Raw genomic sequence first — 20,731 nt, 5'->3', positions numbered from 1 at the left:
GTTCCTAGTGGCTCGGGTGGCTGTCCGTTCTCGTCCGCGACACGCTCAGTATACGTAGAAATGTCGGGCTGCTGCGCGGTCGAGCTTATAAATAAAGTCAGTTATCGACGCTTCTCATACCACTCAGCACACCCAGAAAGCCCCAGCCGGCGAGAGGTCGCGCTGCTCGCTGTGCTCCTCACCCGGCTCGCTCACTGCGTTCGCTCGCCGGGATTGCGGTGCTAGCGTCGCAGAGCGTCCCGCTCGCCGGCTGCCCCTTTCAGTCCCGCCCGGGAGTGGTGGCCCGAGCGTCGTTCGCGGCGGCTGCTGGGCAGTCGCGGCGCAGGTTCGGGCGCGCGCGAGCAACGCGTGCGAGGGAGGGCGGGGCGCGCCGCGCGTTGCGGTCCCGGCGCGCCCCGGCCGAGGCTGGGGAGGGCTGAGGCTTGCGGTTGCTGTGCGGTCGCGTTGCTGTCGCGGTTTGTGCTTTCGCGGTCCTGGCGGACTGAAAGGGCGATGGCCGGTCGCGCCGGAGGGGAGTCGCTGAGACAGGCACTATCTGGACCGGGTGGTGCGGAGAGGTCCAGATATCCTGCTCAGCGACCGCGAGCGGCCGAGGGCTTTCGAGGAGGCTGCGGTGCTGTCAAGAGCAAGATCGTATCACCTGTCCAAACCTGCGCGTAGCGAGCGGCCGAGGGCCTACTGGGTGTTTGCGGTGCTGGCAAGCGCAGCAGCGTCTGCACCTGTCCAACCGTTCGCTTATAAAGACCGGCAGGATTTCCGGCTGCTGTAAATCAGTGTAGCAGGATCAGCACCAACGCAGACGCCACTATCGAACTCGAAAGAACGAAGAAAGACGCGAAAACCGCAATCAGCTTAGCGAACGCCCGAACTTAGCACTCGGACCAGCCGCACGACTCGCACGTCTTGCAGCCTTCCGAGTAGTAGAGGTTCATGCCGCCGCACTCCGGACACTCGGGGGCCTCGCCGGCCGCGATGAGGTCCTGCACGTTGCTCTGCTGGTCGTCACCGGTCGATTCGCCCGCGCTCGGGCCCGCGGCGGGCTCCGAGTCGACGGCCGCGCCGCCGTCGGTCTGGCGACCGGGTGCGGCGTCGGCTTCGTCAGGGTTCTCGACCTCGTCGAGCTGCTGCTGCTGGGGAATGCCCTTGTCGACCTCGTCGTCGAGGTAGCGGCGCAGGGCCGTGCCGATGGCGTCCGGGATGGACTGGATCTGCTCACCCTTGTCCCAGGCGACCTTCGGGCTGCGGGTGCCCTGCAGCTCGTCGACGATCTCCTCGGGGTCGACGCCCGAACGGAGCGCCGTCGAGATGACCTTCGCGAGCGCCTCGGTGAAGGAGTTCGTGTACCCACCGGAGTGACCGATGTTCGCGAAGAGCTCGAACGGCTGGCCGGCCTCGCCCTCGTTGATCGTGATGTAGAGCTTGCCGTAGCCCGTCTCGATACGCTGGGTGACGCCGTTCAGCGAGTCCGGACGCGGGCGCGTCTCGGTGTAGTCGACGTTCGGCTGCTCGGTCGCTTCGAGCAGGTCCGAGATCTCCTCGTCGATCTGCGCCTGGACGTCCTCGTTGTCGAGGAACGCCTCGACGCCGCCGAAGACCTCGTTGATCTGGTCGACGATGGTCTCCGCGGCCTCGGTCTCGTCGGCGAACTCGGCGTTCTTCGCGCGAGTCGTGAGGACCTGCTTCGAGCGCGTGCCGTCGCGGTAGACGGTGACGCCCTTGCCGCCGTTGTCGTAGATGTAGCGGTACACCTCGTCCATGTCCTCGGGCGATGCCGAGTTCGGGAAGTTACAGGTCTTCGAGATGGCGGAGTCGACGCCCTCCTGGCAGGCGGTCTGGACCGCCGCGTGCTGCTTGCCGGAGAGGTCGCCGGTGACGACGAACAGCTCGCCGATGGCGTCCGGGACCGTCGTGAGCCCGTCGACGCCGTCGAACTCGTTGGCGGCCATCTGCTCCTGGGCCTCCTTCTTGACGGCGTCGACGTCGACGTCGTTGGCCTCCAGCGTGCGGAGGAAGTAGTCGTCGAACTCGACGAGCATCTCGTCGCCCTGGACGTCGTCGGAGACGTTCTTGTAGAAGGCGACGTTGTAGATCGGCTCACAGCCGCCGGTCGTGTTGCCGATCATCGACGTCGTCCCCGTCGGGGCGATCGTCGTCGTGTTGTGGTTGCGGATCGGGTAGCCGTCCGCCCAGTCCTCGGGGTCCTCGCCCGTGTGGTGCTCGAACCAGTCGGGGTACTGCGTCGGGTTCGCGTACTTGGAGTCCGCCCAGTCGTTGAACGTGCCGCGCTCCTGGGCAAGCTCGTGGGAGGCGTCCTTCGACCGGTGGTTGATGTGGGTCATCAGCTGCCGGGCGATCTCGTTGCCGGCGTCGGAGCCGTAGCGGACGCCGAGCTGGACGTACAGCTGCGCGAGACCCATGACGCCGAGGCCGATCTTCCGCATGTCGCGGACCTTCTGCTCGATCTCGTCGACCGGGAAGTCGGACATCGTGACGACGTTCTCGAGGAAGCGCGTGCCGTACTCGATGCGGTCGTCGAACTCCTCGAAGTCGATGGCGTTCTCGAGGTACGCCGCGACGGCCTCCTCCTGGGTGTCGTACTCGTCGCCGTGCTCGTCCGACCAGACGCGCCAGTCGGGCGCGTCGAGGTCGGCCAGCGTGGAGAGGTTGATGTGGCCGAGGTTACAGGCCTCGTACTCCTCCAGCGGCTGCTCGCCGCACGGGTTCGTCGCGAGGATGCGGTGCTCGGGGTGCTCCTCGACGTCGAAGGAGTGCTTCTTGTTGACGCGCTCGAGGTAGATGACGCCCGGTTCGCCGTTCTCGTGGGCGCCCTCGATCATGTCGTCCCACAGCTCCTGGGCGGGGATGGAGAGCTCCTCGCCGACCTCGACGTAATCGCCGAGCCCGAACATGTCGTACAGCTCCTTCGTCTCCGCGGTCGCGATGTGGGGCTCACCCGTGCGCGGGTTCGTGAAGGTGAACTCCTCGTCGTTGTACAGCGCCTCCATGAAGTCGTCGGTGACGCCGACCGAGATGTTGAAGTTCGAGAGGTGGCCCTCGACGGCGTTCCGGAGGTGCTTGGGGACGCGCCCCTCGTCGTCGATGAGCTCGCGGGCCTCCTCGAGCGCCTCCTTGAAGGAGTTGTGCGTGTAGTCGTCGGGGTCGTTGAGGCGCAGCGAGTGGGCCAGCGAGACGTCCTTGTTCTTCGAGTGGATGAACTGGATGACGTCCGGGTGCGAGACGCGCATGACGCCCATCTGGGCACCGCGGCGCGCGCCGCCCTGCGCGATCGTCTCGCACATCTGGTCGAACGTCCGCATGAAGGTGATCGGCCCGGAGGCGATGCCGCCGGTCGAGCCGACGGAGTCGCCGTACGGCCGGAGCTTCCAGAACGCGTACCCCATGCCACCGCCGGACTGGAAGACCTCGGCGGCCTCCTTCGCGGTCTGGTGGATGTTCGTGATGTCGTCCTCGGGGGAGTCGACGAAACACGCGGAGAGCTGCTGGAGCTCGTCGCCCGCGTTCATGATCGTCGGCGAGTTCGGCATGAACGAGAGGTTCTCCATCCCCTCGCGGAACTGGTCGGCAACGTCCTCGACGTGGGCCCGGATCTCGTCGTCGAGCTCGGGGACGATGGTGTCGTACGCGAACTTGTTGACGTTGTGAGCGGTCAGCGTCGTCTCGACGTCGTCGTCGACGGCGGTGCCCGTGCCGAAGACCTCCTCGGCGAGCTCGTCGCGACGCGGGTGGTCGGGCTTGAGCTGGTCCGGCGTGACCGTGACCTCGACGTCGCGCTTCTCGGCCTCGAAGACGGCCTCCGCGAGCGCGATGTTCTTCGCGACGCGGACGAACAGCTCCTCCTGGCTCTCGATGGTGTCGCCGTTGGCGTCCTTCCGGAGGTAGCGCGCCGGGAGGATGTTGTGGTACGCGTTGTCCGTCAGGCGCTCCTCCATCGTGTCGCCCTCGACTCGTTTGATCGGTCGTTCCAGCTCGTCGGCTGTGAGGTCCGTCCCGCTCATTGCGCGGACCGCCCTCCGTATGGTACAGTAGTCATCTATCGTGGTTTCGTAGTGGTGTAGTGGACCTCTTTAGCGTTCCGCTCCCGGTCCAGTAGGCGGCGATCTGTTCGATAGCTTAGTATCGATTCCTTGGTGCGCGGCACTCCGCGCTCGTACACTCAACTAATGCGGGTGGAGCGTACAAAAGGGTGCCCCCACCGGAGTGAAAGTAGAAATGGAACCTGATAAATCAGGCGACAGCGACCTGATATACAGTCGAACCGAGGGGGCGTTCCAACGACGACCGTGCAAGGTGTGGCCATGGTACCGAACCAGATCCGCTGGATGATCGTGGATAGATCGTCCCCCGTAGACAGCGATACCTATCAGATTTCAATGATAGTCGGGGATCATCGCGAAATCCCCGGCTAGCGGCGCCCACAAACTTATGCCGTGGCTACCCATTTGGCAGCACATGCTAACCGAACTGCCAGCCGTGCTCCTCCAGCCGGGCATCTTCGCGTCGCCGCTCGGCCGGATCCTGCTCGCGCTGATCGGCATCGCCGTCGTACTCATCATCGGTCGCTTCCTGCTGTCGCTGGCGTGGAAGATCGTGACCATCGCGGCGGTCATCGTCGGCCTGCTACTGTTGCTGTCGATGTTCGGACTGAGTCCGGTGTAAGCGGCGCCGCCGACGGGATTCCGGAGCCGTCGTCGCCCGCAACGCTTCTACGCAACCTCGGTCAGGAAGTTCCGGATTACGTCGTGGCCGGCCCCAGTCAGCACGCTCTCCGGGTGGAACTGCACGCACTCGATGGGGTACGCCTCGTGGCGAACGCCCATGACGAGCGTCTCGCCCTCGTGGTCCGTCGTCGCCGTCACGTCGAACTCCTCCGGCACTTCGGTCGCGACGAGCGAGTGGTACCGCCCCGCCCGGAAGCCCTGGTCGAGCCCCGCAAACACGCCCTCGCCGTCGTGGTCGACGGGGAACGCCTTCCCGTGGATCGGCTCCGGCGCGTGGCCGACCTCGCCGCCGTACTCGTAGACGGCCGCCTCCAGCCCGAGGCAGACGCCGAGCGTCGGGACCTCGGGCGACAGCTCCCGGAGGACGTCCATCGTCACGCCGACGTCGCGGTCGTGTTTTGGGTGGCCCGGCCCGGGACTGATGACGATGGCGCCCGGGTCGGTGTCGGCCACGTCCGCGAGCGACGCCTTGTTTTTTAAGACGGTCGTCTCCACGCCGTCGGCGATCGGCTGCTCGGAGACGTACTCCACGAGGTTGTACGTGAACGAGTCGTAGTTGTCGACGAACGTGACGTTCATTGGTCACCTCCCGCGTCGGCGGCTTCGTCGCCGTCGCTGGCGGCGTCGGCGACTTCCTCGCGGTCGCCGGCGACGGCGTCGTCGCTCGCGACGCCGTCCTCCGGCGCTTCCTCGCGAATCCGGTCGACCGCGGTCAGCACTCCGTCCATCTTCTGCTCGGTCTCCTCGTACTCCGATTCCGGCACCGAGTCGGCGACGAGTCCGGCGCCGGCCCGGACGGTGATCCGGTCCTCGGTGCCGCCGTCGCTGCCGCGCTCGGTGCCGCCATCGCTGCTGCGCTCGGTCGCGACGTCGTGCTCGACCGTCGCGGTCCGGATGACGATCGCGAAGTCCGCGTCGCCGGTCCACGAGTAGTAGCCGACGCCGCCGCCGTAGACGCCGCGGGGCGATCGCTCGAGGTCGTCGATGATCTCCATCGCGCGGACCTTCGGCGCGCCGGTGAGCGTCCCCGCGGGGAACGCCGCCCGTGTCGCGTCGAAGACGTCGGCGTCGCCGGCGAGGGTGCCGGTGACAGTCGACTCGATGTGCTGGACGTGGCTGTACTTCAGCACGTTCATGAACTCCTCGACGCGGACGGAACCGGGCTCGCTCACCCGGCGGACGTCGTTGCGCGCGAGGTCGACGAGCATCGTATGCTCGGCGCGCTCCTTGTCGTCCGCGAGCATCTCGCCCGCGAGCCGGCGGTCCTCGACGGGACTCGTTCCGCGCGGGCAGGTGCCCGCGATGGGGTTCGAGACGACGCGGTCGCCCTGCACCGAAACGAGCGTCTCCGGGCTCGCGCCGACGATGGAGCGGTCCCCGTGGCGCAGCACGTACATGTACGGCGAGGGGTTCACGTCGCGCAGCGCCTCGTAGAGGCCCAGCGAGTCGACCTCGCCGGTCAGCTCGCGCGTCCGCGAGATGACGGCCTGGTACACGTCGCCGTCGACGACGTGCTCCTTCGCCTGCTCGACGGCGGCCTCGTACTCGTCCTGCGGGCCGGCCGTCTCGCCCGTCTGCACGAAGCCGTCGTGCTCCGGGACCGTCGCGGTCCGGAGGTCGGCGGCGACGCTCGCGGCCTCCGTCGCGATCTCGTCGTAGATGGCGCCCGCGTCGTCGCCGTCGCGGACGATGGGCGTGAACACGAGCTCGACGCTGTCGTCGACGTCGTCGAAGACGAGGGTCCGCGTCGTCAGGCAGAACTCCGCGTCGGGGACGACCGCCTCGGGACGCTCGACGCCGACCTCCTCGAGCCAGAGGTCGTAGACCGCGTCGTACGCGAGGAAGCCGACGAACCCGCCCGAGAGCGTCTGGCGGCTCGTCTCCGGGAACGCGCGGCGCTCGACGTCCGGGAACGCGTCGCTGACGCGGTCGAGTGTGTCGCCCGCGTCGGGCCCGCCGGCCTCCTCGAGCAGCTCCGCGCCGGGGCCGAGCTGCTCCAGCTCGGTGTGGTCCGGATAGACGGAGAGAACGGCCTCGGGGTCGTAGCCGACGAACGAGTAACGCGCGTGCCGGTCGGCGTCGGTGCCGGCCGCGAACGCGCCGTCCGGGTCGCTAGAGGGGATCTTCTCCGCGGACTCCAGCAGGAAGCTGTGCTCGCTCCGGTCCGCGAGCGCCTCGTAGGCCGCCAGCGGCGTCACGTCGGCGGCGATGGGCGCCGCCACGCGGATGACGGCGGGGCGGTCAGCCTCGGACGCGTGTTCCACGAACGCCTCGCGGTCGATGGAGAGCGCGGGGGCGCCGTCAGGGGTGGGTTCCGCAGCCGATTCCTCGGCGGACCCGGTCATGCCAGCTCGACCTCGCGACCGGCGTTGCGGACGAAGCGGGCGACGGCGTTGTGATCCTTCCTCCCCGCCTCGCGCTCGACGCCCGAGGCGACGTCGACCGCGAACGGGTCGGCGACGGCGACGGCCTCGGCGACGTTCTCGGGCGTCAGTCCCCCCGCCAGAATCACGGGCGAGGTGAGTTCGTCGGCCAGGCGGCCGGTGGCCTCCCAGTCGTGCGTTTCGCCCGTGCCGCCGGCGCCCGATTCGGTCGTCGAGTCCACCAGGATCGCGTCCGCGGCCTCGTCGAGGTCGCGAGCGGCGGCCTCCTCTTCGGCGTCGACGGCGATGACCACTTTCGTGTCCGTCTCCGCGCGGATGAACGCGACCTCGTCGGCGGTCCACTCGCCGTGGAGCTGGAGCGCGTCCGGGCCGACCGTCCGCGCGAGGTCGACGGCGTCCTCCGCCGTCTCGGGCATGGTGACCAGCGTGCCCGTGACGAACGGCGGGACCGTGGCGAGCAGGTCGGCGGCGGTCGCCGGGTCAACCTCCCGGTCCGTGTCGACCGACACCTCGGAGATGACGCCGACGGCGTCGGCGCCGGCGTCGATCGCGGCGCGGAGGTCGGCGTGGCGCGTCAGCCCGCAGATCTTCACGCGGGCCATCAGTCGTCGACCTGCGCTTCGGGGTCGGCGTCCGGTGTCGCCTCGCCCTTATCCGTGTCGCCCTCGGCGTCCTCGCCGCACAGCGCCGCGAACTTCGCCGCGGCCGCGCCGGAGTCGATCGCCTCGGCGGCGACCTCGACGCCCCCCGACAGGGAATCAGCTTCGCCGGCGACGTAGATGGCGGCGCCCGCGTTCGCGAGGATAAGGTCGCGCTTCGGGCCGGTGACCGTCCCCTCGACGATGCCGCGGAGGTCCTCGGCGTTCTCCTGCGGCGAGCCGCCTGACACTGCTTCGATGGGGGCTTGCTCCAGCCCGAGGTCCTCCGGCGTGATGGTGTACTCCGTCACGTCCTCGCCGTCGACCTCGGCGACGACCGTCTCGTCGTGGATCGTGATCTCGTCCATGCCGGAGCCGTGAACGACGAGCGCGCGCTCGACGGGCATGTGCGCGAGCGACCGGGCGATCTGGGGGACGAGTTCGGGGTCGTAGACGCCGAGCACCTGCGCGTCGGCGCCGGCGGGGTTCGTCAGCGGCCCGAGCACGTTGAAGATGGTCCGCATGCCGAGCTCCTTCCGCGGGCCGATGACGGCCTTCATCGCGGGATGGAACACCGGCGCGAGCATGAAGCCGATGCCGTCCGACTCGATGGCGTCCTCGACGGCGGGCGGTTCGGCCTCGACGTCGACGCCGGCGACCTCGAGCACGTCCGCGCTCCCCGAGGAGGAGGAGACGGAGTAGTTGCCGTGCTTCGCGACCGGCACGCCGGCGCCGGCGGCGACGATGGCCGACGTCGTGGAGACGTTGATCGTGTCGTAGTCGTCCCCGCCCGTCCCGCAGGTGTCCACCAGCAGGTCGTTGTCGGGTTCGATGGTGCGCGCCTCGTCGCGCATGCCCTTCGCGAAGCCGGCGATCTCGGTCTCCGTCTCGCCCTTCGCGCGCAGCGCCGCAAGCAGCGCGCCGATCTGCGCCTCGGTGGCGTCCTCGAAGACGGTCCGTGCCGCCTCGCGCGCTTCCTCGACTGTCAGATCCTCGCCGTCCGTCACCCGCCCGATTGTGTCCTGGAAATCCATTGTGGTCACCAATGTATAGGTTCGTCTTGTAATGTACAAGTCTGTACATCGTTTTAAGCCTGTCGTGTGGATCGGTGGCACGGAAGGCGAGCGTCCCCACTCTCTCGTGCCGACCATCCGCACCGCCGCCCGGTTCCCGAACGATTAACCTCCCCGCGCCGCCGAACACGACCATGACCGAAGCCGCCGATCGGGTGTTCCTGAACGGGGAGATCCACACCCTCACGGAGCCCGACGAGACGTACGAGGCCGTCGCCGTCCGGGACGGGGAGATCGTCCGCCTCGGCAACGACTACGACGTCGAGTTTCTTGCCGGCGTCGACACCGACGTCGTCGACCTCGACGGGCGCGTGCTGCTTCCGGGGTTCATCGACGCGCACACGCACCTGACGACCGTCGGGCGCTACCTCGTGAACGCGGACCTCTCGGCCGCCGACTCGGCCGAGGAGGCCGTGGAACTGCTCGAAGCACAAGCGGACGCCGAAGAAGCCGACTGGGTCCTCGGCTACGGCTACGACGAGTCGACCTGGGTCGAGGAGCGCTACCTCACGCGCGAGGACCTCGACGAGGTGGCCCGGGACCGCCCGGTCGTCGCCTTTCGCGAGGACATGCACGTCGCCTCCGTCAACTCCGTCGCCCTCGAGGAGTTCGCGGACGCGTTCGCGAGCGACGCGGTGCCCGACGGCGACGTCGTCACCGAGGACGGCGAGCCGACGGGCGTCCTCCTGGAGGCGGCGATCGACCCGGTGTACGAGGCCGTCGAGCCGGACCGGGAGGAGACGCGGGAAATCGTCGAGGCCGCCATCGCGGACGTCAACGCGAAGGGGGTCACCGGCTTCCACGACATGGTCCGTGACTCCCACGCGCCGCGCGTCTACCGCGACCTCGACGGGGCCGACGAGCTCACCGCCCGCGTGCGCATCAACTACTGGAGCCACCACCTCGACGCGCTCCTCGAGACGGGCCTCCCGACGAACGCCGGCAGCGAGTTCGTCGAGACCGGGGCGATCAAGTCGTACACCGACGGGAGCTTCGGCGGGCGCACCGCGAAGCTCACGGAGCCCTACGACGACGCGCCCGGGGAGACCGGCCAGTGGGTCGTCGACCCCGACGAGCTGGCGGAGATCGTCGCCCGCGCGGACGACGCCGGCTACCAGGTGACCGCCCACGCCATCGGCGACGCCGCCGTCGACGCCGTGCTCGATGCCTACGAGACCGAGGCCGACGCCGGCGAGGCCCGCCACCGCGTCGAGCACGTCGAGCTCGCCAGCGACGAGGCCATCGAGCGCTTCGGCGAGAGCGGCATCGTCGCCAGCGTCCAGCCGAACTTCCTAAAGTGGGCCGACGAGGGCGGCCTCTACGAGTCCCGCATCGGCGACCGGACCGCGGAGACGAACCGCTACCCGGCGCTGCTCGACGCCGGCGCGAACCTCGCGTTCGGCTCCGACGGGATGCCGATGGACCCCCTCCTCGGCGTCCACTGGACGGTCAACGCACCGGCCGAGAGCCAGCAGCTCGGCGTGACGGAGGCACTCCGAGCGTACACCCTCGGCGCCGCCTACGCCGGCTTCGACGAGGACCGGCTCGGAACCGTCGAGCCCGGCAAGAAGGCCGACTTCGTCGTCCTCGAGGACTCGCCGTGGGAGCGGGCCGACGCCATCAAGGAGATCGACGTTGCGATGACCGTCGTCGACGGCGACGTCGTGCACGACGCGCGCTGAGCTGGCGCCGGTCCCTTTTCCGCTGTCGCCGTCGCACCCGGAACCGATACGCCTTAGCGCCCGCCCGTTCCAGACCCGTCCATGACGACCGCCGAAGCCCTCGCGGACCGAGTCCGGGACGGCGAGCTGCGACTGCACGAACTGGGCGAGGAAGCCGACGCCGACACCGCCGCGGCCGCGCGCCGGCTGCTCGTCGAGGAGCAGTCCGGCGCCGACCTGGAGACCGTCGGCGACTACGCGTTCCCCGCCGAGGAGGCGGCCGGCACCAACGTCGAGAACATGATCGGTGCCGCGCAGGTGCCGCTCGGCGTCGCGGGGCCGGTCCAGGTCAACGGCGACGCGCTCGAGGGCGAGCGCTACCTCCCGCTGGCGACGACGGAGGGCGCGCTCGTCGCGTCGATCAACCGCGGCTGCTCGGTCATCAACAGCGCCGGGGGGTCGACCGCGCGTGTGACCGCTTCGGGGATGACGCGCGCGCCGGTGTTCAAGGTCGACGACGTCGCCGAGGCCGAGGCGCTCGCCGAGTGGGTCGGCGACAACGAGGGTCGGCTCGCGGCGGCCGCGGAGTCGACGACGAGCCACGGCGAGCTGCTCGGGATCGCGACGTACGTCGTGGGGAACTCCGTCTTCCTGCGGTTCCGCTACGACACGAAGGACGCGATGGGGATGAACATGGCCACCATCGCCACGAGCGAGGCCTGTAACCTGATCGAGGAGGAGACGGACGCGGCGCTCGTCGCCCTCTCGGGGAACCTCTGCTCGGACAAGAAGCCGGCCGCCATCAACGCCATCGAGGGGCGCGGCCGGTCCGTGACCGCCGACGTGACCCTGCCACGGGAGACCGTCGTGGAGCGCCTCGACACGACGCCGGAGTCCATCGCGGAGATCAACACCCGGAAGAACCACGTCGGCTCCGCGAAGGCCGGCTCGCTCGGGTTCAACGCCCACGTCGCCAACGCGGTCGCCGCGATGTTCCTCGCGACGGGCCAGGACGAGGCGCAGGTCGTCGAGGGCGCGAACGCCATCACGACCGCGGAGGTGACGAGCGACGGCGACCTCTACGTCTCCGTCTCCATCGCCAGCCTCGAGGTCGGCACCGTCGGCGGCGGCACGAAGCTCCCGACGCAGGCGGAGGGCCTCGACGTGCTCGGGATCCGGGGCGGCGGCGACCCCGCCGGCGCCAACGCCGACGCGCTCGCGGAGGCCATCGCGACGGGCGCGCTCGCGGGCGAGCTCTCGCTGCTCGCCGCCCTCGGCTCGCGACACCTCTCCTCCGCGCACGCCGACCTCGGGCGATAGCCCGCCTTATAAACAAACCTACGGCCGGGCTCGTCCCTGCCCGCCCTGCCTGACTGCATCGAACAGTAGGACCCCGCCACCGACCGCCAGCAGGACCACGCCGACCCAGGCAGCGGTCCCGTCGCCGCTGGCGGCCACGACGCCGAACCCGACGCAGGCGAGCACGTGGCCCGCGGCCTGCTTCGGATACCCGTCGGCGGTGTACACGAGCGCGATGCCCGCGTAGAACACGGTCAGGATCGCGAGGAGGATCCGGACGATCACGGGGTCGCCGAGGCCGGGGCTGGCCAGCCGCGACGCGACGACCGCCAGCGCGGTCGCGACGACCAGCACGCCGGTTCCGAAGGCGACTCGCCCCCGACTGTACATCGAGTCACCCTTTCGAAGACCCAACGTAAAACCGTCAGTCAGACGCCCGTCTGCCCTCCGCATGCGGGAGGGTGGATCGCAGGCTGTCGCGGACCGTGCGGCGTCACACCCGCTCGCTGTCCCATCGCCGGCGACGGTTTATAAGAGCCGATACTCGCCACCGGACTCGGAGGCCTCCCCGCCGCGAACGAGCCGGTCGAGCAGCTCGCGAGCCCGATCCGCGGGGACCCCCCTGTCCGTCGCGTACTCGACGACTGCCTCCTCGGTCGGCGCGGAGAGCTCGCTGACCGCGTCGCGGACGATCTCGTCCTGCGAGCGCGAGGCGTCGCCACCGCCGGCGGCGCGCTCGCCGGCCGCGAACACCTCGTTGGCGTCCAGCCCGGACTCCGCGAGATAGTCCGCGTCGTCGACGCCGGCCTCGTCGACCTGCTCCTCGAGCTCCGCGACGTGCGCCACGTCGGCGAACTCGGCGCTGTCGCCGTGCTTCTTCGCGAGCAACGCGGACCGGGCCTGCTGGGCGGCGGTCCGGTCGTCGGACTCGAAGAAGGTCTTGAGCTTCGCCGTCCGGTGGGTCTTCCCGCAGCGCGAGCAGTTCGCCGTCTCGCTCGTCCGCGGGTCCGTCACGAGCCACATGTTCCCGCACTCGTTGCAGCCGACGACCGCGTACATGGGCGGGGTTTCCCCGTCCTTGGATTTGAATCCTCGGACCCACGTCGGACGGTGCCGGCGCACGGAGCCGGCGCACGGTGCCGGCGTCCCGCGTATTTAAGAGGGATCGGTCCACTCCACCGGACATGGAGATCGTCGACCACGACGCGATCGACCGGACCGAAGCCGTCGACGGCGTGCACCTGTCGCAGGGCGCCGCCGGCGACGACACCAGCGTGCAGGAGTTCTTCATCGAACCCGGCGCCGAGGTCCCGGAGCACAGCCACCACCACGAGCAGGCGGGCGTCGTCACGCAGGGCACCCTGACGTTCGTCATCGACGGCGTCGAGCACCTCGTGCACGCGGGCGACTCGTACAACATCCCCAGCGACGAGCCGCACGCCGCGTACAACGACGGCGACGTCCCCGTCGAGGGCTACGACATCTTCTCGCCGCCGCGAACCAACCCCGACTGGCAGGACTGAGTACGCGGCTTATTTAAAAGGAGGCGTCGCGCTCGGCTGTCGGCACTGTCCTGATTCCGTCGCCGCGGTCCTACCGGTTCCGGCCGATAACGAAGTACAGGACGAACCCGATGAGCGGCGCGAACAGGACGATGAGTGCCCAGAGCACCGCCGGATGGCTGCTGTTCTTCCCGGCGTCCGAGTAGGTCCAGAGGATCATCGCCACGTGAACCAGCAACGACAGCAGGCCAAACACCGACGTGAGGATGCCAGGCCCGGGCTGGAGGAGGATTGCGGATAGCATGGATGGATCTCTCGGGCTGGCCCGATGAGTCTTCCGCCGAAAAGAACGGCAAAAGGGTCGACCGGCGCGAGCCGGGGTTCGAAGAACTGGGTCGATTCCTGTCGGCGTCGAGGGGGAACCCGTCTACGCCAGCTCGTCGATCTTGTCGACGACGGCGTCGGCGAACTCGCTCGTCGCGAGCTTCTCGCCGCCCTCGATCTGGCGGTGGAGGTCGTAGGTGACCTTGCCGGAGGCGATGGTCTCCTCGACGGCATCGCGGACGAGGTCAGCGGCCTCGTCCCAGCCGAGGTAATCGAGCATCTCGCGGCCGGAGAGGATCATCGCGGTCGGGTTGACCTTGTCCTCGCCGGCGTACTTCGGCGCGGAGCCGTGGACCGGCTCGGCGAGCACGCGACCGTGGCCGTAGTTGGCGCCGGGCGCGATGCCGAGGCCGCCGATCTGCGCGCCCGCGGCGTCGGACATGTAGTCGCCGTTGAGGTTCATCGTCGCGATGACGTCGTACTCGTCCGTGCGCGTGAGGAGCTGCTGGAGCATGTTGTCGGCGATGCGGTCGTTGACGACGATGGTGCCGTCGGGCTGCTCGCCGTCGTACTCCTCCCACAGCTCGTCCTCGGTGATGACGTCCTCGCCGTACTCCTCCTCGGCGACCTCGTAGCCCCAGTCGCGGAAGGCCCCCTCGGTGAACTTCATGATGTTGCCCTTGTGGACCAGCGTGACCGTGTCGCGGTCCTGCTCGATGGCGTAGTCGATGGCCTCGCGGATGAGGCGCTTCGAGCCGAACTCGGAGATGGGCTTGACGCCGATGCCGACCGGGCCGTCGTGGATGACGTCCGGGACGTCCATGTCGTCCTCGAGGAACTCGCGGACCTGCTCGACCTCGTCGGTGCCGGCCTCCCACTCGATGCCGGCGTAGACGTCCTCCGTGTTCTCGCGGAATGTGACCATGTCCATCGCCTCGGGCTCCTTGACGGGCGACGGGACGCCGTCGAGGTGGTAGGTCGGCCGGACGTTGGCGTAGAGATCCAGCGTCTTCCGGAGGGCGACGTTGAGCGAGCGGAAGCCGGCGCCGACGGGCGTCGTCAGCGGGCCCTTGATCGCGACGCGGTGGTCGCGGATCGCGGAGACGGTGTCCTCGGGGAGGTTCTCGCCGTACATCTCGCGGGCGGACTCGCCGGCGTAGACACGCATCCAGGCAATAGAACGGCCAGTCGCTTCCGCGGCGGCGTCGAGAACTTTCTGTGCGGCGGGCCCGACGTCGGTGCCGATACCGTCACCGTGGATGATCGGCACGATGGGATTCTGCGGTACGTCGAGTTCGCCGGTTTCCTCGTCGGCGAGTTCGACGCGCTCGCCGTCTTCGGGAACGTCAACCTTGTCGTAGCTCATAGCGCGTCGGACTTCTCGTACCCTCCTAAAGTGAGTACCGCTTTCCGAAAACGACGCGGCGAATCGGGGGTGAAGCGGTCGATTTCGCCGGTTACGCGGGGAGGTCCGGCGTCCGTTCCTCGTACAGTCGCCACCCGGCGGAGAGGTACCCGGAGAGCGCCAGCAGCAGGAACTCGCCGCGGTCGAAGAGGTAGAACCACCGTTCGGCGTCGGGCTCCGCGTCGGGCCCGGGGTCGGCGCCCGTGTAGTAATGCGTCTCGGTCGAGGCACCCTTCGAGTCGCTGTCGGCGACCGTCGTCCCGCCGTCGGCACCGGACTCGAAGGAGACGAACGTCTGCTCGATGCCGCGCTGGTCGGAGATCAGCAGGTGTCCGGAAAGGTCGATGTACTCGTCGTGGAGCGGCCACAGCAGGTTGGCGCCGTTGTGGTGGGCGTCCAGCAGCACGCCGGCGACGATCCAGCCGCCGAGGATCCCGACCCAGGCGACCCGATAGGCGCCAGGCCCCCAGCGCGAGCGGAGGATCGAGTCCCTGCCACGGAGCGCGTCCGCCCAGACGCCGACCAGGAGCACGGTCGGGAGGACGAGGTTGTGCAGCGCCGTTCGGTGGCCGCCCTCGAACAGCCACAGACCGACGAAGGTGTCGAGGTCGGGGAGGACCGCGAACGCGAGGACGACGAGGAGCGCCCTGGCGTCGAAGCGGTCGGCGAGCAGCGCCGTCCCGATGAGCGCCGCGAACCCGACGTGGACGAGAGTGGATGGCATGGCAGGAGCTAGTGGTGAGCAGGCTTAAGCCCTTGTTACGGCCTGTCAGTGCCCGGGTCCGGAGCCCGTCCTTCTCGTCCGGTTCCCACGGCCTTATCACTCGTCCCGGAGAGCGACCACGTATGCGAGTCATCGTCCACGGAGGCGCGGGCAGCACGCCGGACGAACCCGAGCCCCGACAGGCAGTACTCGACGAGGCCGCCGAGGCCGGATCGGTCGCATCGACGCCGCTGGACGCCGTGGAGGCGTCGCTCAACGTCCTCGAACACTCCGAGCGGTTCAACGCCGGGATCGGCGGCGCCGTCCAGTCCGATGGCGTCGTCCGCACGGACGCGGGCGTGATGACCTCGGATCGGGAGATCGGCGCTGTCAGCTCGATGGCGGGCGTCGAGAAAGCGATCTCGGCCGCGCGCGTCGTCATGGAGAACACGCCGCACGTCTTCGTTTCCGGCGAGCACGCCGTCGACCTCGCCGCGGAGTACGGCGTCGAGACGGGCGTCGACCTCATGACCGAGAAGACCCGGAACCGGTACGAGGAGGAGAACCCGCCGGAGGGCGGCCCGCGCGAACACCTCGACTGGCTCCAGACGCGCTTCGGCTCCGGCAGCGACCAGGCGGGTGGCACCGGCAATGGTGCAGGTAGTGCGTCGAAGGAGGAGGCACCCGATCACGACACCGTCGGTGCCGTCGCGTACGACGGCGACACCTTCGCCGCGGCGACGTCGACCGGCGGCCGCTCCTTCGCGCTGGCGGGCCGCGTCGGCGACGTCCCCCAGGTTGGCTCCGGCTTCTACTGCGGCCCGGCCGGCGGCGCGAGCGCGACGGGCGCCGGCGAGGACATCGCCCGCGTCACCCTGACGCGGCGCGCCGTCCGGCACATGGAGGAGGGCCTCTCCGCCCAGGCAGCTGCCGACCGCGCGATGGACGAGTTCGGCGAGATCACCGGGTCGGGCGCCGGCATCATCGTCCTTGACGACGAGGGCGCGGGCAGCGCCTTCAACACCGACGGGATGCAGACGAGCGTCGCCGCCGACTTCTGAGTCGTTTGTGGGTTCGGCGGTTCTGAGATTTTGAGTGCTTATAAATAGAGACAGTTGCGTCGCCCGCAACACCACTCAGCATGCCTCGAAAGCCCCAGCCGCTGAGGCGGTCGCGCTGCTCGCTGCGCTCCTCACCCGGCTCACTCGCTCCCTGCGGTCGCTCGTTCACCGGGATTGCGGTGCTAGCGTCGCAGGGCGTCCCGCGCAGCGGCTGCCCCTTTCAGTCCCGCCCACGAGTGGTGGCCGGGGCGTCGTTCACGGCGGCTGGCTCTCCGTCGTCGCGCGCCGGCTTTCCGGTGTGCGGATCGGGGGCGGTCGGCGCGCGCGAGCAACGCGTGCGAGGGAGGCCGGTGGCGCGCCGATGCGGTGCGGCACCGGCGCGCCCCGGCCGAGGCTGGGGAGGGCAGAGGCTTGCGGTTGCTGTGCAGTCAGGGTGCCGTGCGGTTGCGGGGCAGTGCGGTCCTGGCGGACTGAAAGGGCGACGGCCGGTCGCGGTGTAACGGAGTCGCTGAGCCGACCCCTATCCGCGCCGGGCGGTGCCGAGAGGCGCGGATATGTCGCTTCGCGAGAAATCGAAGATTTCTCGGAGCCCGAAAATCTCCGATTTTCGAGGACAGCGACCGCGAGCGGCCGAGGGCTTTCGGGGTGTCTGCGGTGCTGTCAAGTGTCGCAGCGTCTGCACCTGTTCATACAGTTTATAAGCAAGAGCGGCCGAGGACGTTCCCGCTACTCTGACCCAGTGGAGCAACGTCTACACAATCACATCCGATTTATAAGCGATAGCGATCGACGGCCGTCGAGACATCTCGAATTCGAACGTCAAAGTGCAGTCCAACAACACCACCAGTTCACACCCAAACGACCCATACCCGCAACCTCTTTCCGAACCGTCCGCCAACCAGCGCGCATGAGTGACGGTTCCCTCGACGACCACGCGGTCGAGAGCTATCGGGAGGCGGGAGAGATCCTCGTGGAGACGATGAACGAGGCGCGCGAGATGATCGAGCCGGGCGTGACCCACCTCGAGGTCGCCGAGTGGGCGGAGGACTACGTCCGCGAGCAGGACGCCGGGCTGGCGTTCCCGGTCAACATCAGCATCGACGAGGAGGCCTCACACGCGACCCCCGGCGTCGACGACGACACGGAGTTCGGCGAGGACATGGTCTGTCTCGACATCGGTGTCCACGTCGACGGCTACATCGCCGATGCCGCCGTCACCGTGGACTTCACCGGCAACACCGAACTCGCGGAGGCGTCGGAGCAGGCGCTCGAGGCCGCGCTGGACGAGGCCGGGCCGGGCGTCGAGGTCGGCACCATCGGCGAAGCGATCGAGGACGTCATCCGCGGCTACGGCTACACGCCCGTGCTCAACCTCTCCGGGCACGGCGTCGAGCAGTACGACGCGCACACGGGGCCGAACGTCCCGAACCGCGGCGTCGACCGCTCCGTCGAGCTGGAAGTCGGCGACGCGGTCGCCATCGAGCCGTTCGCGACGGACGGGAACGGGAAGGTCGGCGAGGGGACGACCGAGGAGATCTACGAGCTCCAGCGCGAGAAGAGCGTCCGCGACCGCCGCGCGCGCCAGGCGCTCGAACAGATCGAGGAGTTCGAGGGACTCCCGTTCGCGGCGCGCTGGCTCGACGTCGACGGCGCCGACATGGCACTGCGACGCCTGAAGCGCCAGAACGTCGTCAAGGGCTACCCGGTGCTGAAGGAGGACAGCGGGACGCTCGTGAGCCAGGCAGAGCACACGTTGCTCGTAACGGAGGACGGTGTGGAGGTCACGACGGCCGGCATCCACGACTTCGACTGATCGGTTCGACCGCCGAGCATGGCGGTGCCCAGCCGGGGTAGGTCCAGCCGGGCAAGGCTCCAGCCGAGCAAGGCTCCAGACGAGCCGGCGTTCAGTTCGGCCGCGACTCGAGCTGCTCGGCAGTTCACCCTGGCGGCCGGCAGTCCACGCTGGCGGCCGGTAGGCTGTCGTTGTTGCGCACCTACGCGTTGTTCATCCGCGTCGCCGTCTCCGCGCCGCACTCCTCACACACCGCGATGCGGTACGGCTCCCGCGAGAACGCCACGTTTTCGTCCTTCCTGCTCTCGGTCCGGATCTCCACCCGGACCTCGTGCGGAGTGTTCCCACCACAGCTGGGGCACTGCTCCCGGATGCTGTCAGAGTCTGTGGGCTGCGTTGCCATATAGCACGATACACCCAATGCGGCGATAAAGACTCGCATAACTAACCCGACAGTTTTGGTTCGTCAGTCGACTTTCTACGCCTTTTCCGCCGATCCGATCAGTATTCCTCTGGATGTCCATAGCTAGTCGCGGCCCTCTGGGAATACCCATTTATACGATCAATAGTTGTTCCCGGTCGGAGCCCGCAAGGGCGGGATTCAAGACGAGCCGGCGGCCAGTATGGACATGGACGAGCTGTTCGCACCGTGGCGGATCGACTGGGTCGAACGCGAGGAGGAGCCGGTCGAGGGCTGCCCGTTCTGTGTGCTTCCCGACCGCGACGCCGACGTCGACTCCCGCATCGTCGCGCGCGGCGAGCACAACTTCGTCCTCCTGAACAACTATCCGTACAACCCAGGTCACGCGATGGTCATCCCGTACGACCATACTGGCGAGTGGGGTGCGCTCGACGACGCGACGATGCTCGAACATGGCCAGCTGAAGGCCGCGACGATGGAGGCGATGCGCGGCGCGATGGGCCCCGAAGGGTTCAACACCGGGATGAACCTCGGCGGCAGCGCGGCCGGCGGTTCCGTCGACGACCACGTCCACACGCACGTCGTCCCGCGCTGGGGCGGCGACACGAACTTCATGCCCGTCATCAGCGACACGAAGGTGATCGTCGAGGCCGTCGCGCGCACGTACGACCGCCTGCACGAGTCGTTCCGCGGGCTCGACTGTGCGGTCGACGAAGCCGGCGAAGGCGGCGAAGCCGACGAATCGGAACCGGCGACCGCAGTCCGCGTCTCCTTTGCCGATCGCGACGCTACCGAGGACGCATGAGCGACGGCACGCTTCCGACCCCGGTGCTGGACAACCACCTGCACCTCGACCCGCGGCACGGTCGCGGGATCGAGGCGGTGAAGGACTTCGCCCGCGTCGGCGGGACGCACCTGCTTGTCGTCAACAAACCCTCCTGGCACCTCGGCGTCGAGGCCGACGAGCCCGAGGACTTCCGGGTCGTCTTCGAGGAAACCATCGCGGCCGTCGCGGACGCCACCGAGGTTCTCCCCGGTCGTGCGTGGCCCGTCCTCGGCGTCCATCCCGGGCTCGTCAGCCGCCTCGTCGACGAGCGCGGCTTCGCTCCCGAGGAAGCGCGCGACCTGATGCAGGGCGGCCTGGAGGTTGCCGCCGAGTACGTCGCGGACGGGCGCGCGCTCGCGCTCAAGTCCGGGCGCCCGCACTACGAGGTCACGGACGCGGTCTGGGCGGCCTCGAACGAGGTCATGCGCCACGCCTTCGCGCTCGGCGCGGACCACGACTGCGCGGTCCAGCTTCACACCGAGGCGAGCGAGGACCTGACCGAGATCGCGGAGTGGGCGGAGGAACGGGGGCTCTCGCGCACGCAGGTCGTCAAGCACTACGCCGCCGGCAAGCTCGCGGGCCCGACGCCGAGCGTGATGAGCGAGAAGGACCGGCTCGAGCGCGCGGCCGAGCGCGACGAGCCGTTCCTCATGGAGACGGACTTCGTCGACGACCCGGACAAGCCGGGCGCCGTGCTGGGGCCGAAGACGGTCCCGCGTCGCGTGCGCTGGCTCTTAGAGGAGGGGTACGAGGACGCCGTCCGGAGGGCCCACGTCGAGACCCCCCGCGACGTCTACGGGATCGACACGGAAGCGACCCTCGACGAGTGAGCAATCCGGGCGTGCGCGCTGGCGTATGTGGTCGTCGCCTCCGGGGGTGCGAGCCACTCTCTCGGCGCTCGCG

19 protein-coding genes are annotated in these 20,731 nt (G+C 68.8%); 8 read left to right on the top strand and 11 right to left on the bottom strand.

The genetic code is table 11. The features are described from left to right. Positions 1 to 869: 869 nt before the first annotated feature. The gene (locus ACQE3M_RS09845) at positions 870 to 4,016 is read right to left on the bottom strand and encodes an adenosylcobalamin-dependent ribonucleoside-diphosphate reductase (RefSeq protein ID WP_430505432.1); all 3,147 of its coding nucleotides are present in this window, start codon (positions 4,014 to 4,016) and stop codon (positions 870 to 872) included. 454 nt (positions 4,017 to 4,470) lie between these two features. Between ACQE3M_RS09845 and ACQE3M_RS09840 the strand changes: the two genes are divergently transcribed. Then, complete coding sequence (locus tag ACQE3M_RS09840) at positions 4,471 to 4,677, top strand: hypothetical protein (protein ID WP_430505431.1); 207 nt, start codon at positions 4,471 to 4,473, stop codon at positions 4,675 to 4,677. 47 nt (positions 4,678 to 4,724) lie between these two features. On the opposite strand, the gene trpG is transcribed toward ACQE3M_RS09840, so the two are convergent. The 4 genes from trpG to trpD are packed head-to-tail and all read right to left on the bottom strand — an operon-like array spanning position 4,725 to position 8,795. Further along, on the bottom strand, positions 4,725 to 5,318 hold the full coding sequence (trpG, locus tag ACQE3M_RS09835; protein ID WP_430505430.1) for an anthranilate synthase component II: 594 nt from the start codon (positions 5,316 to 5,318) through the stop codon (positions 4,725 to 4,727). After that, positions 5,315 to 7,084: an anthranilate synthase component I gene (trpE, locus tag ACQE3M_RS09830; RefSeq protein ID WP_430505429.1), complete on the bottom strand. Its 1,770-nt coding sequence runs from the start codon at positions 7,082 to 7,084 to the stop codon at positions 5,315 to 5,317. The genes trpG and trpE overlap by 4 nt, the downstream gene beginning before the upstream one ends. Then, complete coding sequence (locus ACQE3M_RS09825) at positions 7,081 to 7,725, bottom strand: phosphoribosylanthranilate isomerase (protein ID WP_430505428.1); 645 nt, start codon at positions 7,723 to 7,725, stop codon at positions 7,081 to 7,083. The genes trpE and ACQE3M_RS09825 overlap by 4 nt, the downstream gene beginning before the upstream one ends. Continuing rightward, a complete protein-coding gene (gene trpD / locus ACQE3M_RS09820; protein ID WP_430505427.1) occupies positions 7,725 to 8,795 on the bottom strand; it encodes an anthranilate phosphoribosyltransferase in 1,071 nt (356 codons plus the stop codon). Before trpD ends, ACQE3M_RS09825 begins: the two co-directional genes overlap by 1 nt. A gap of 173 nt (positions 8,796 to 8,968) precedes the next feature. On the opposite strand from trpD, the gene ACQE3M_RS09815 reads away from it, so the two are divergent. Together ACQE3M_RS09815 and hmgA are read left to right on the top strand one after the other, a co-directional pair. Beyond that, positions 8,969 to 10,516 carry an amidohydrolase gene (locus ACQE3M_RS09815; protein ID WP_430505426.1) on the top strand — a complete coding sequence of 516 codons (1,548 nt, stop codon included), beginning with the start codon at positions 8,969 to 8,971 and terminating at the stop codon, positions 10,514 to 10,516. 81 nt (positions 10,517 to 10,597) lie between these two features. After that, positions 10,598 to 11,815, top strand: coding sequence for a hydroxymethylglutaryl-CoA reductase (NADPH) (gene hmgA / locus ACQE3M_RS09810; protein WP_430505425.1), 1,218 nt, complete (start codon positions 10,598 to 10,600; stop codon positions 11,813 to 11,815). 18 nt (positions 11,816 to 11,833) lie between these two features. Here hmgA and ACQE3M_RS09805 read toward each other — a convergent pair whose 3' ends face one another. Continuing rightward, positions 11,834 to 12,184: a hypothetical protein gene (locus ACQE3M_RS09805; protein WP_430505424.1), complete on the bottom strand. Its 351-nt coding sequence runs from the start codon at positions 12,182 to 12,184 to the stop codon at positions 11,834 to 11,836. Between the two features lie 138 nt (positions 12,185 to 12,322). Further along, positions 12,323 to 12,853: a DUF5817 domain-containing protein gene (locus ACQE3M_RS09800; RefSeq protein ID WP_430505423.1), complete on the bottom strand. Its 531-nt coding sequence runs from the start codon at positions 12,851 to 12,853 to the stop codon at positions 12,323 to 12,325. 125 nt (positions 12,854 to 12,978) lie between these two features. On the opposite strand from ACQE3M_RS09800, the gene ACQE3M_RS09795 reads away from it, so the two are divergent. Further along, the gene (locus ACQE3M_RS09795) at positions 12,979 to 13,317 is read left to right on the top strand and encodes a cupin domain-containing protein (RefSeq protein WP_430505422.1); all 339 of its coding nucleotides are present in this window, start codon (positions 12,979 to 12,981) and stop codon (positions 13,315 to 13,317) included. Positions 13,318 to 13,387: 70 nt separating this feature from the next. Here ACQE3M_RS09795 and ACQE3M_RS09790 read toward each other — a convergent pair whose 3' ends face one another. The 3 genes from ACQE3M_RS09790 to ACQE3M_RS09780 form a co-directional block, all read right to left on the bottom strand. After that, entirely contained in the window at positions 13,388 to 13,600 is a 213-nt protein-coding gene (locus tag ACQE3M_RS09790) for a PLDc N-terminal domain-containing protein (RefSeq protein WP_430505421.1), read from the bottom strand. A 123-nt stretch (positions 13,601 to 13,723) separates the two neighbouring features. Next, entirely contained in the window at positions 13,724 to 14,986 is a 1,263-nt protein-coding gene (gene icd / locus ACQE3M_RS09785) for an isocitrate dehydrogenase (NADP(+)) (RefSeq protein WP_430505420.1), read from the bottom strand. A 91-nt stretch (positions 14,987 to 15,077) separates the two neighbouring features. Further along, the gene (locus ACQE3M_RS09780; RefSeq protein ID WP_430505419.1) at positions 15,078 to 15,749 is read right to left on the bottom strand and encodes a metal-dependent hydrolase; all 672 of its coding nucleotides are present in this window, start codon (positions 15,747 to 15,749) and stop codon (positions 15,078 to 15,080) included. Positions 15,750 to 15,871: 122 nt separating this feature from the next. Between ACQE3M_RS09780 and ACQE3M_RS09775 the strand changes: the two genes are divergently transcribed. Together ACQE3M_RS09775 and map are read left to right on the top strand one after the other, a co-directional pair. Next, entirely contained in the window at positions 15,872 to 16,789 is a 918-nt protein-coding gene (locus ACQE3M_RS09775; protein ID WP_430505417.1) for an isoaspartyl peptidase/L-asparaginase, read from the top strand. Between the two features lie 907 nt (positions 16,790 to 17,696). After that, the gene (gene map, locus ACQE3M_RS09770; protein WP_430505416.1) at positions 17,697 to 18,602 is read left to right on the top strand and encodes a type II methionyl aminopeptidase; all 906 of its coding nucleotides are present in this window, start codon (positions 17,697 to 17,699) and stop codon (positions 18,600 to 18,602) included. A 181-nt stretch (positions 18,603 to 18,783) separates the two neighbouring features. Here the strand turns inward: map and ACQE3M_RS09765 are convergent, their stop codons facing one another. Further along, positions 18,784 to 18,984 carry a DUF7835 family putative zinc beta-ribbon protein gene (locus ACQE3M_RS09765; RefSeq protein ID WP_430505415.1) on the bottom strand — a complete coding sequence of 67 codons (201 nt, stop codon included), beginning with the start codon at positions 18,982 to 18,984 and terminating at the stop codon, positions 18,784 to 18,786. 226 nt (positions 18,985 to 19,210) lie between these two features. On the opposite strand from ACQE3M_RS09765, the gene ACQE3M_RS09760 reads away from it, so the two are divergent. Both ACQE3M_RS09760 and ACQE3M_RS09755 read left to right on the top strand, forming a co-directional pair. Further along, entirely contained in the window at positions 19,211 to 19,807 is a 597-nt protein-coding gene (locus ACQE3M_RS09760) for an HIT family protein (RefSeq protein WP_430505414.1), read from the top strand. Then, positions 19,804 to 20,658, top strand: coding sequence for a TatD family hydrolase (locus ACQE3M_RS09755; RefSeq protein WP_430505413.1), 855 nt, complete (start codon positions 19,804 to 19,806; stop codon positions 20,656 to 20,658). The genes ACQE3M_RS09760 and ACQE3M_RS09755 overlap by 4 nt, the downstream gene beginning before the upstream one ends. The last annotated feature ends 73 nt before the right edge of the window (positions 20,659 to 20,731 follow it).

Origin of the sequence: Halosubterraneus shenae (assembly GCF_050510935.1) — an archaeon.
GTDB lineage: Archaea > Halobacteriota > Halobacteria > Halobacteriales > Haloferacaceae > JBDGPU01.
Note: the sequence above shows the minus strand (reverse complement) of the source record. Positions and strands in the feature narration are given on the sequence as shown.

Bases quoted from the DNA above. Each gene is read 5' to 3' on its own strand.
- ACQE3M_RS09845 (WP_430505432.1), bottom strand. From the start codon at position 4,016: ATGAGCGGGACGGACCTCACAGCCGACGAGCTGGAACGACCGATCAAA.
- ACQE3M_RS09840 (WP_430505431.1), top strand. From the start codon at position 4,471: ATGCTAACCGAACTGCCAGCCGTGCTCCTCCAGCCGGGCATCTTCGCG.
- trpG (WP_430505430.1), bottom strand. From the start codon at position 5,318: ATGAACGTCACGTTCGTCGACAACTACGACTCGTTCACGTACAACCTC.
- trpE (WP_430505429.1), bottom strand. From the start codon at position 7,084: ATGACCGGGTCCGCCGAGGAATCGGCTGCGGAACCCACCCCTGACGGC.
- ACQE3M_RS09825 (WP_430505428.1), bottom strand. From the start codon at position 7,725: ATGGCCCGCGTGAAGATCTGCGGGCTGACGCGCCACGCCGACCTCCGC.
- trpD (WP_430505427.1), bottom strand. From the start codon at position 8,795: ATGGATTTCCAGGACACAATCGGGCGGGTGACGGACGGCGAGGATCTG.
- ACQE3M_RS09815 (WP_430505426.1), top strand. From the start codon at position 8,969: ATGACCGAAGCCGCCGATCGGGTGTTCCTGAACGGGGAGATCCACACC.
- hmgA (WP_430505425.1), top strand. From the start codon at position 10,598: ATGACGACCGCCGAAGCCCTCGCGGACCGAGTCCGGGACGGCGAGCTG.
- ACQE3M_RS09805 (WP_430505424.1), bottom strand. From the start codon at position 12,184: ATGTACAGTCGGGGGCGAGTCGCCTTCGGAACCGGCGTGCTGGTCGTC.
- ACQE3M_RS09800 (WP_430505423.1), bottom strand. From the start codon at position 12,853: ATGTACGCGGTCGTCGGCTGCAACGAGTGCGGGAACATGTGGCTCGTG.
- ACQE3M_RS09795 (WP_430505422.1), top strand. From the start codon at position 12,979: ATGGAGATCGTCGACCACGACGCGATCGACCGGACCGAAGCCGTCGAC.
- ACQE3M_RS09790 (WP_430505421.1), bottom strand. From the start codon at position 13,600: ATGCTATCCGCAATCCTCCTCCAGCCCGGGCCTGGCATCCTCACGTCG.
- icd (WP_430505420.1), bottom strand. From the start codon at position 14,986: ATGAGCTACGACAAGGTTGACGTTCCCGAAGACGGCGAGCGCGTCGAA.
- ACQE3M_RS09780 (WP_430505419.1), bottom strand. From the start codon at position 15,749: ATGCCATCCACTCTCGTCCACGTCGGGTTCGCGGCGCTCATCGGGACG.
- ACQE3M_RS09775 (WP_430505417.1), top strand. From the start codon at position 15,872: ATGCGAGTCATCGTCCACGGAGGCGCGGGCAGCACGCCGGACGAACCC.
- map (WP_430505416.1), top strand. From the start codon at position 17,697: ATGAGTGACGGTTCCCTCGACGACCACGCGGTCGAGAGCTATCGGGAG.
- ACQE3M_RS09765 (WP_430505415.1), bottom strand. From the start codon at position 18,984: ATGGCAACGCAGCCCACAGACTCTGACAGCATCCGGGAGCAGTGCCCC.
- ACQE3M_RS09760 (WP_430505414.1), top strand. From the start codon at position 19,211: ATGGACGAGCTGTTCGCACCGTGGCGGATCGACTGGGTCGAACGCGAG.
- ACQE3M_RS09755 (WP_430505413.1), top strand. From the start codon at position 19,804: ATGAGCGACGGCACGCTTCCGACCCCGGTGCTGGACAACCACCTGCAC.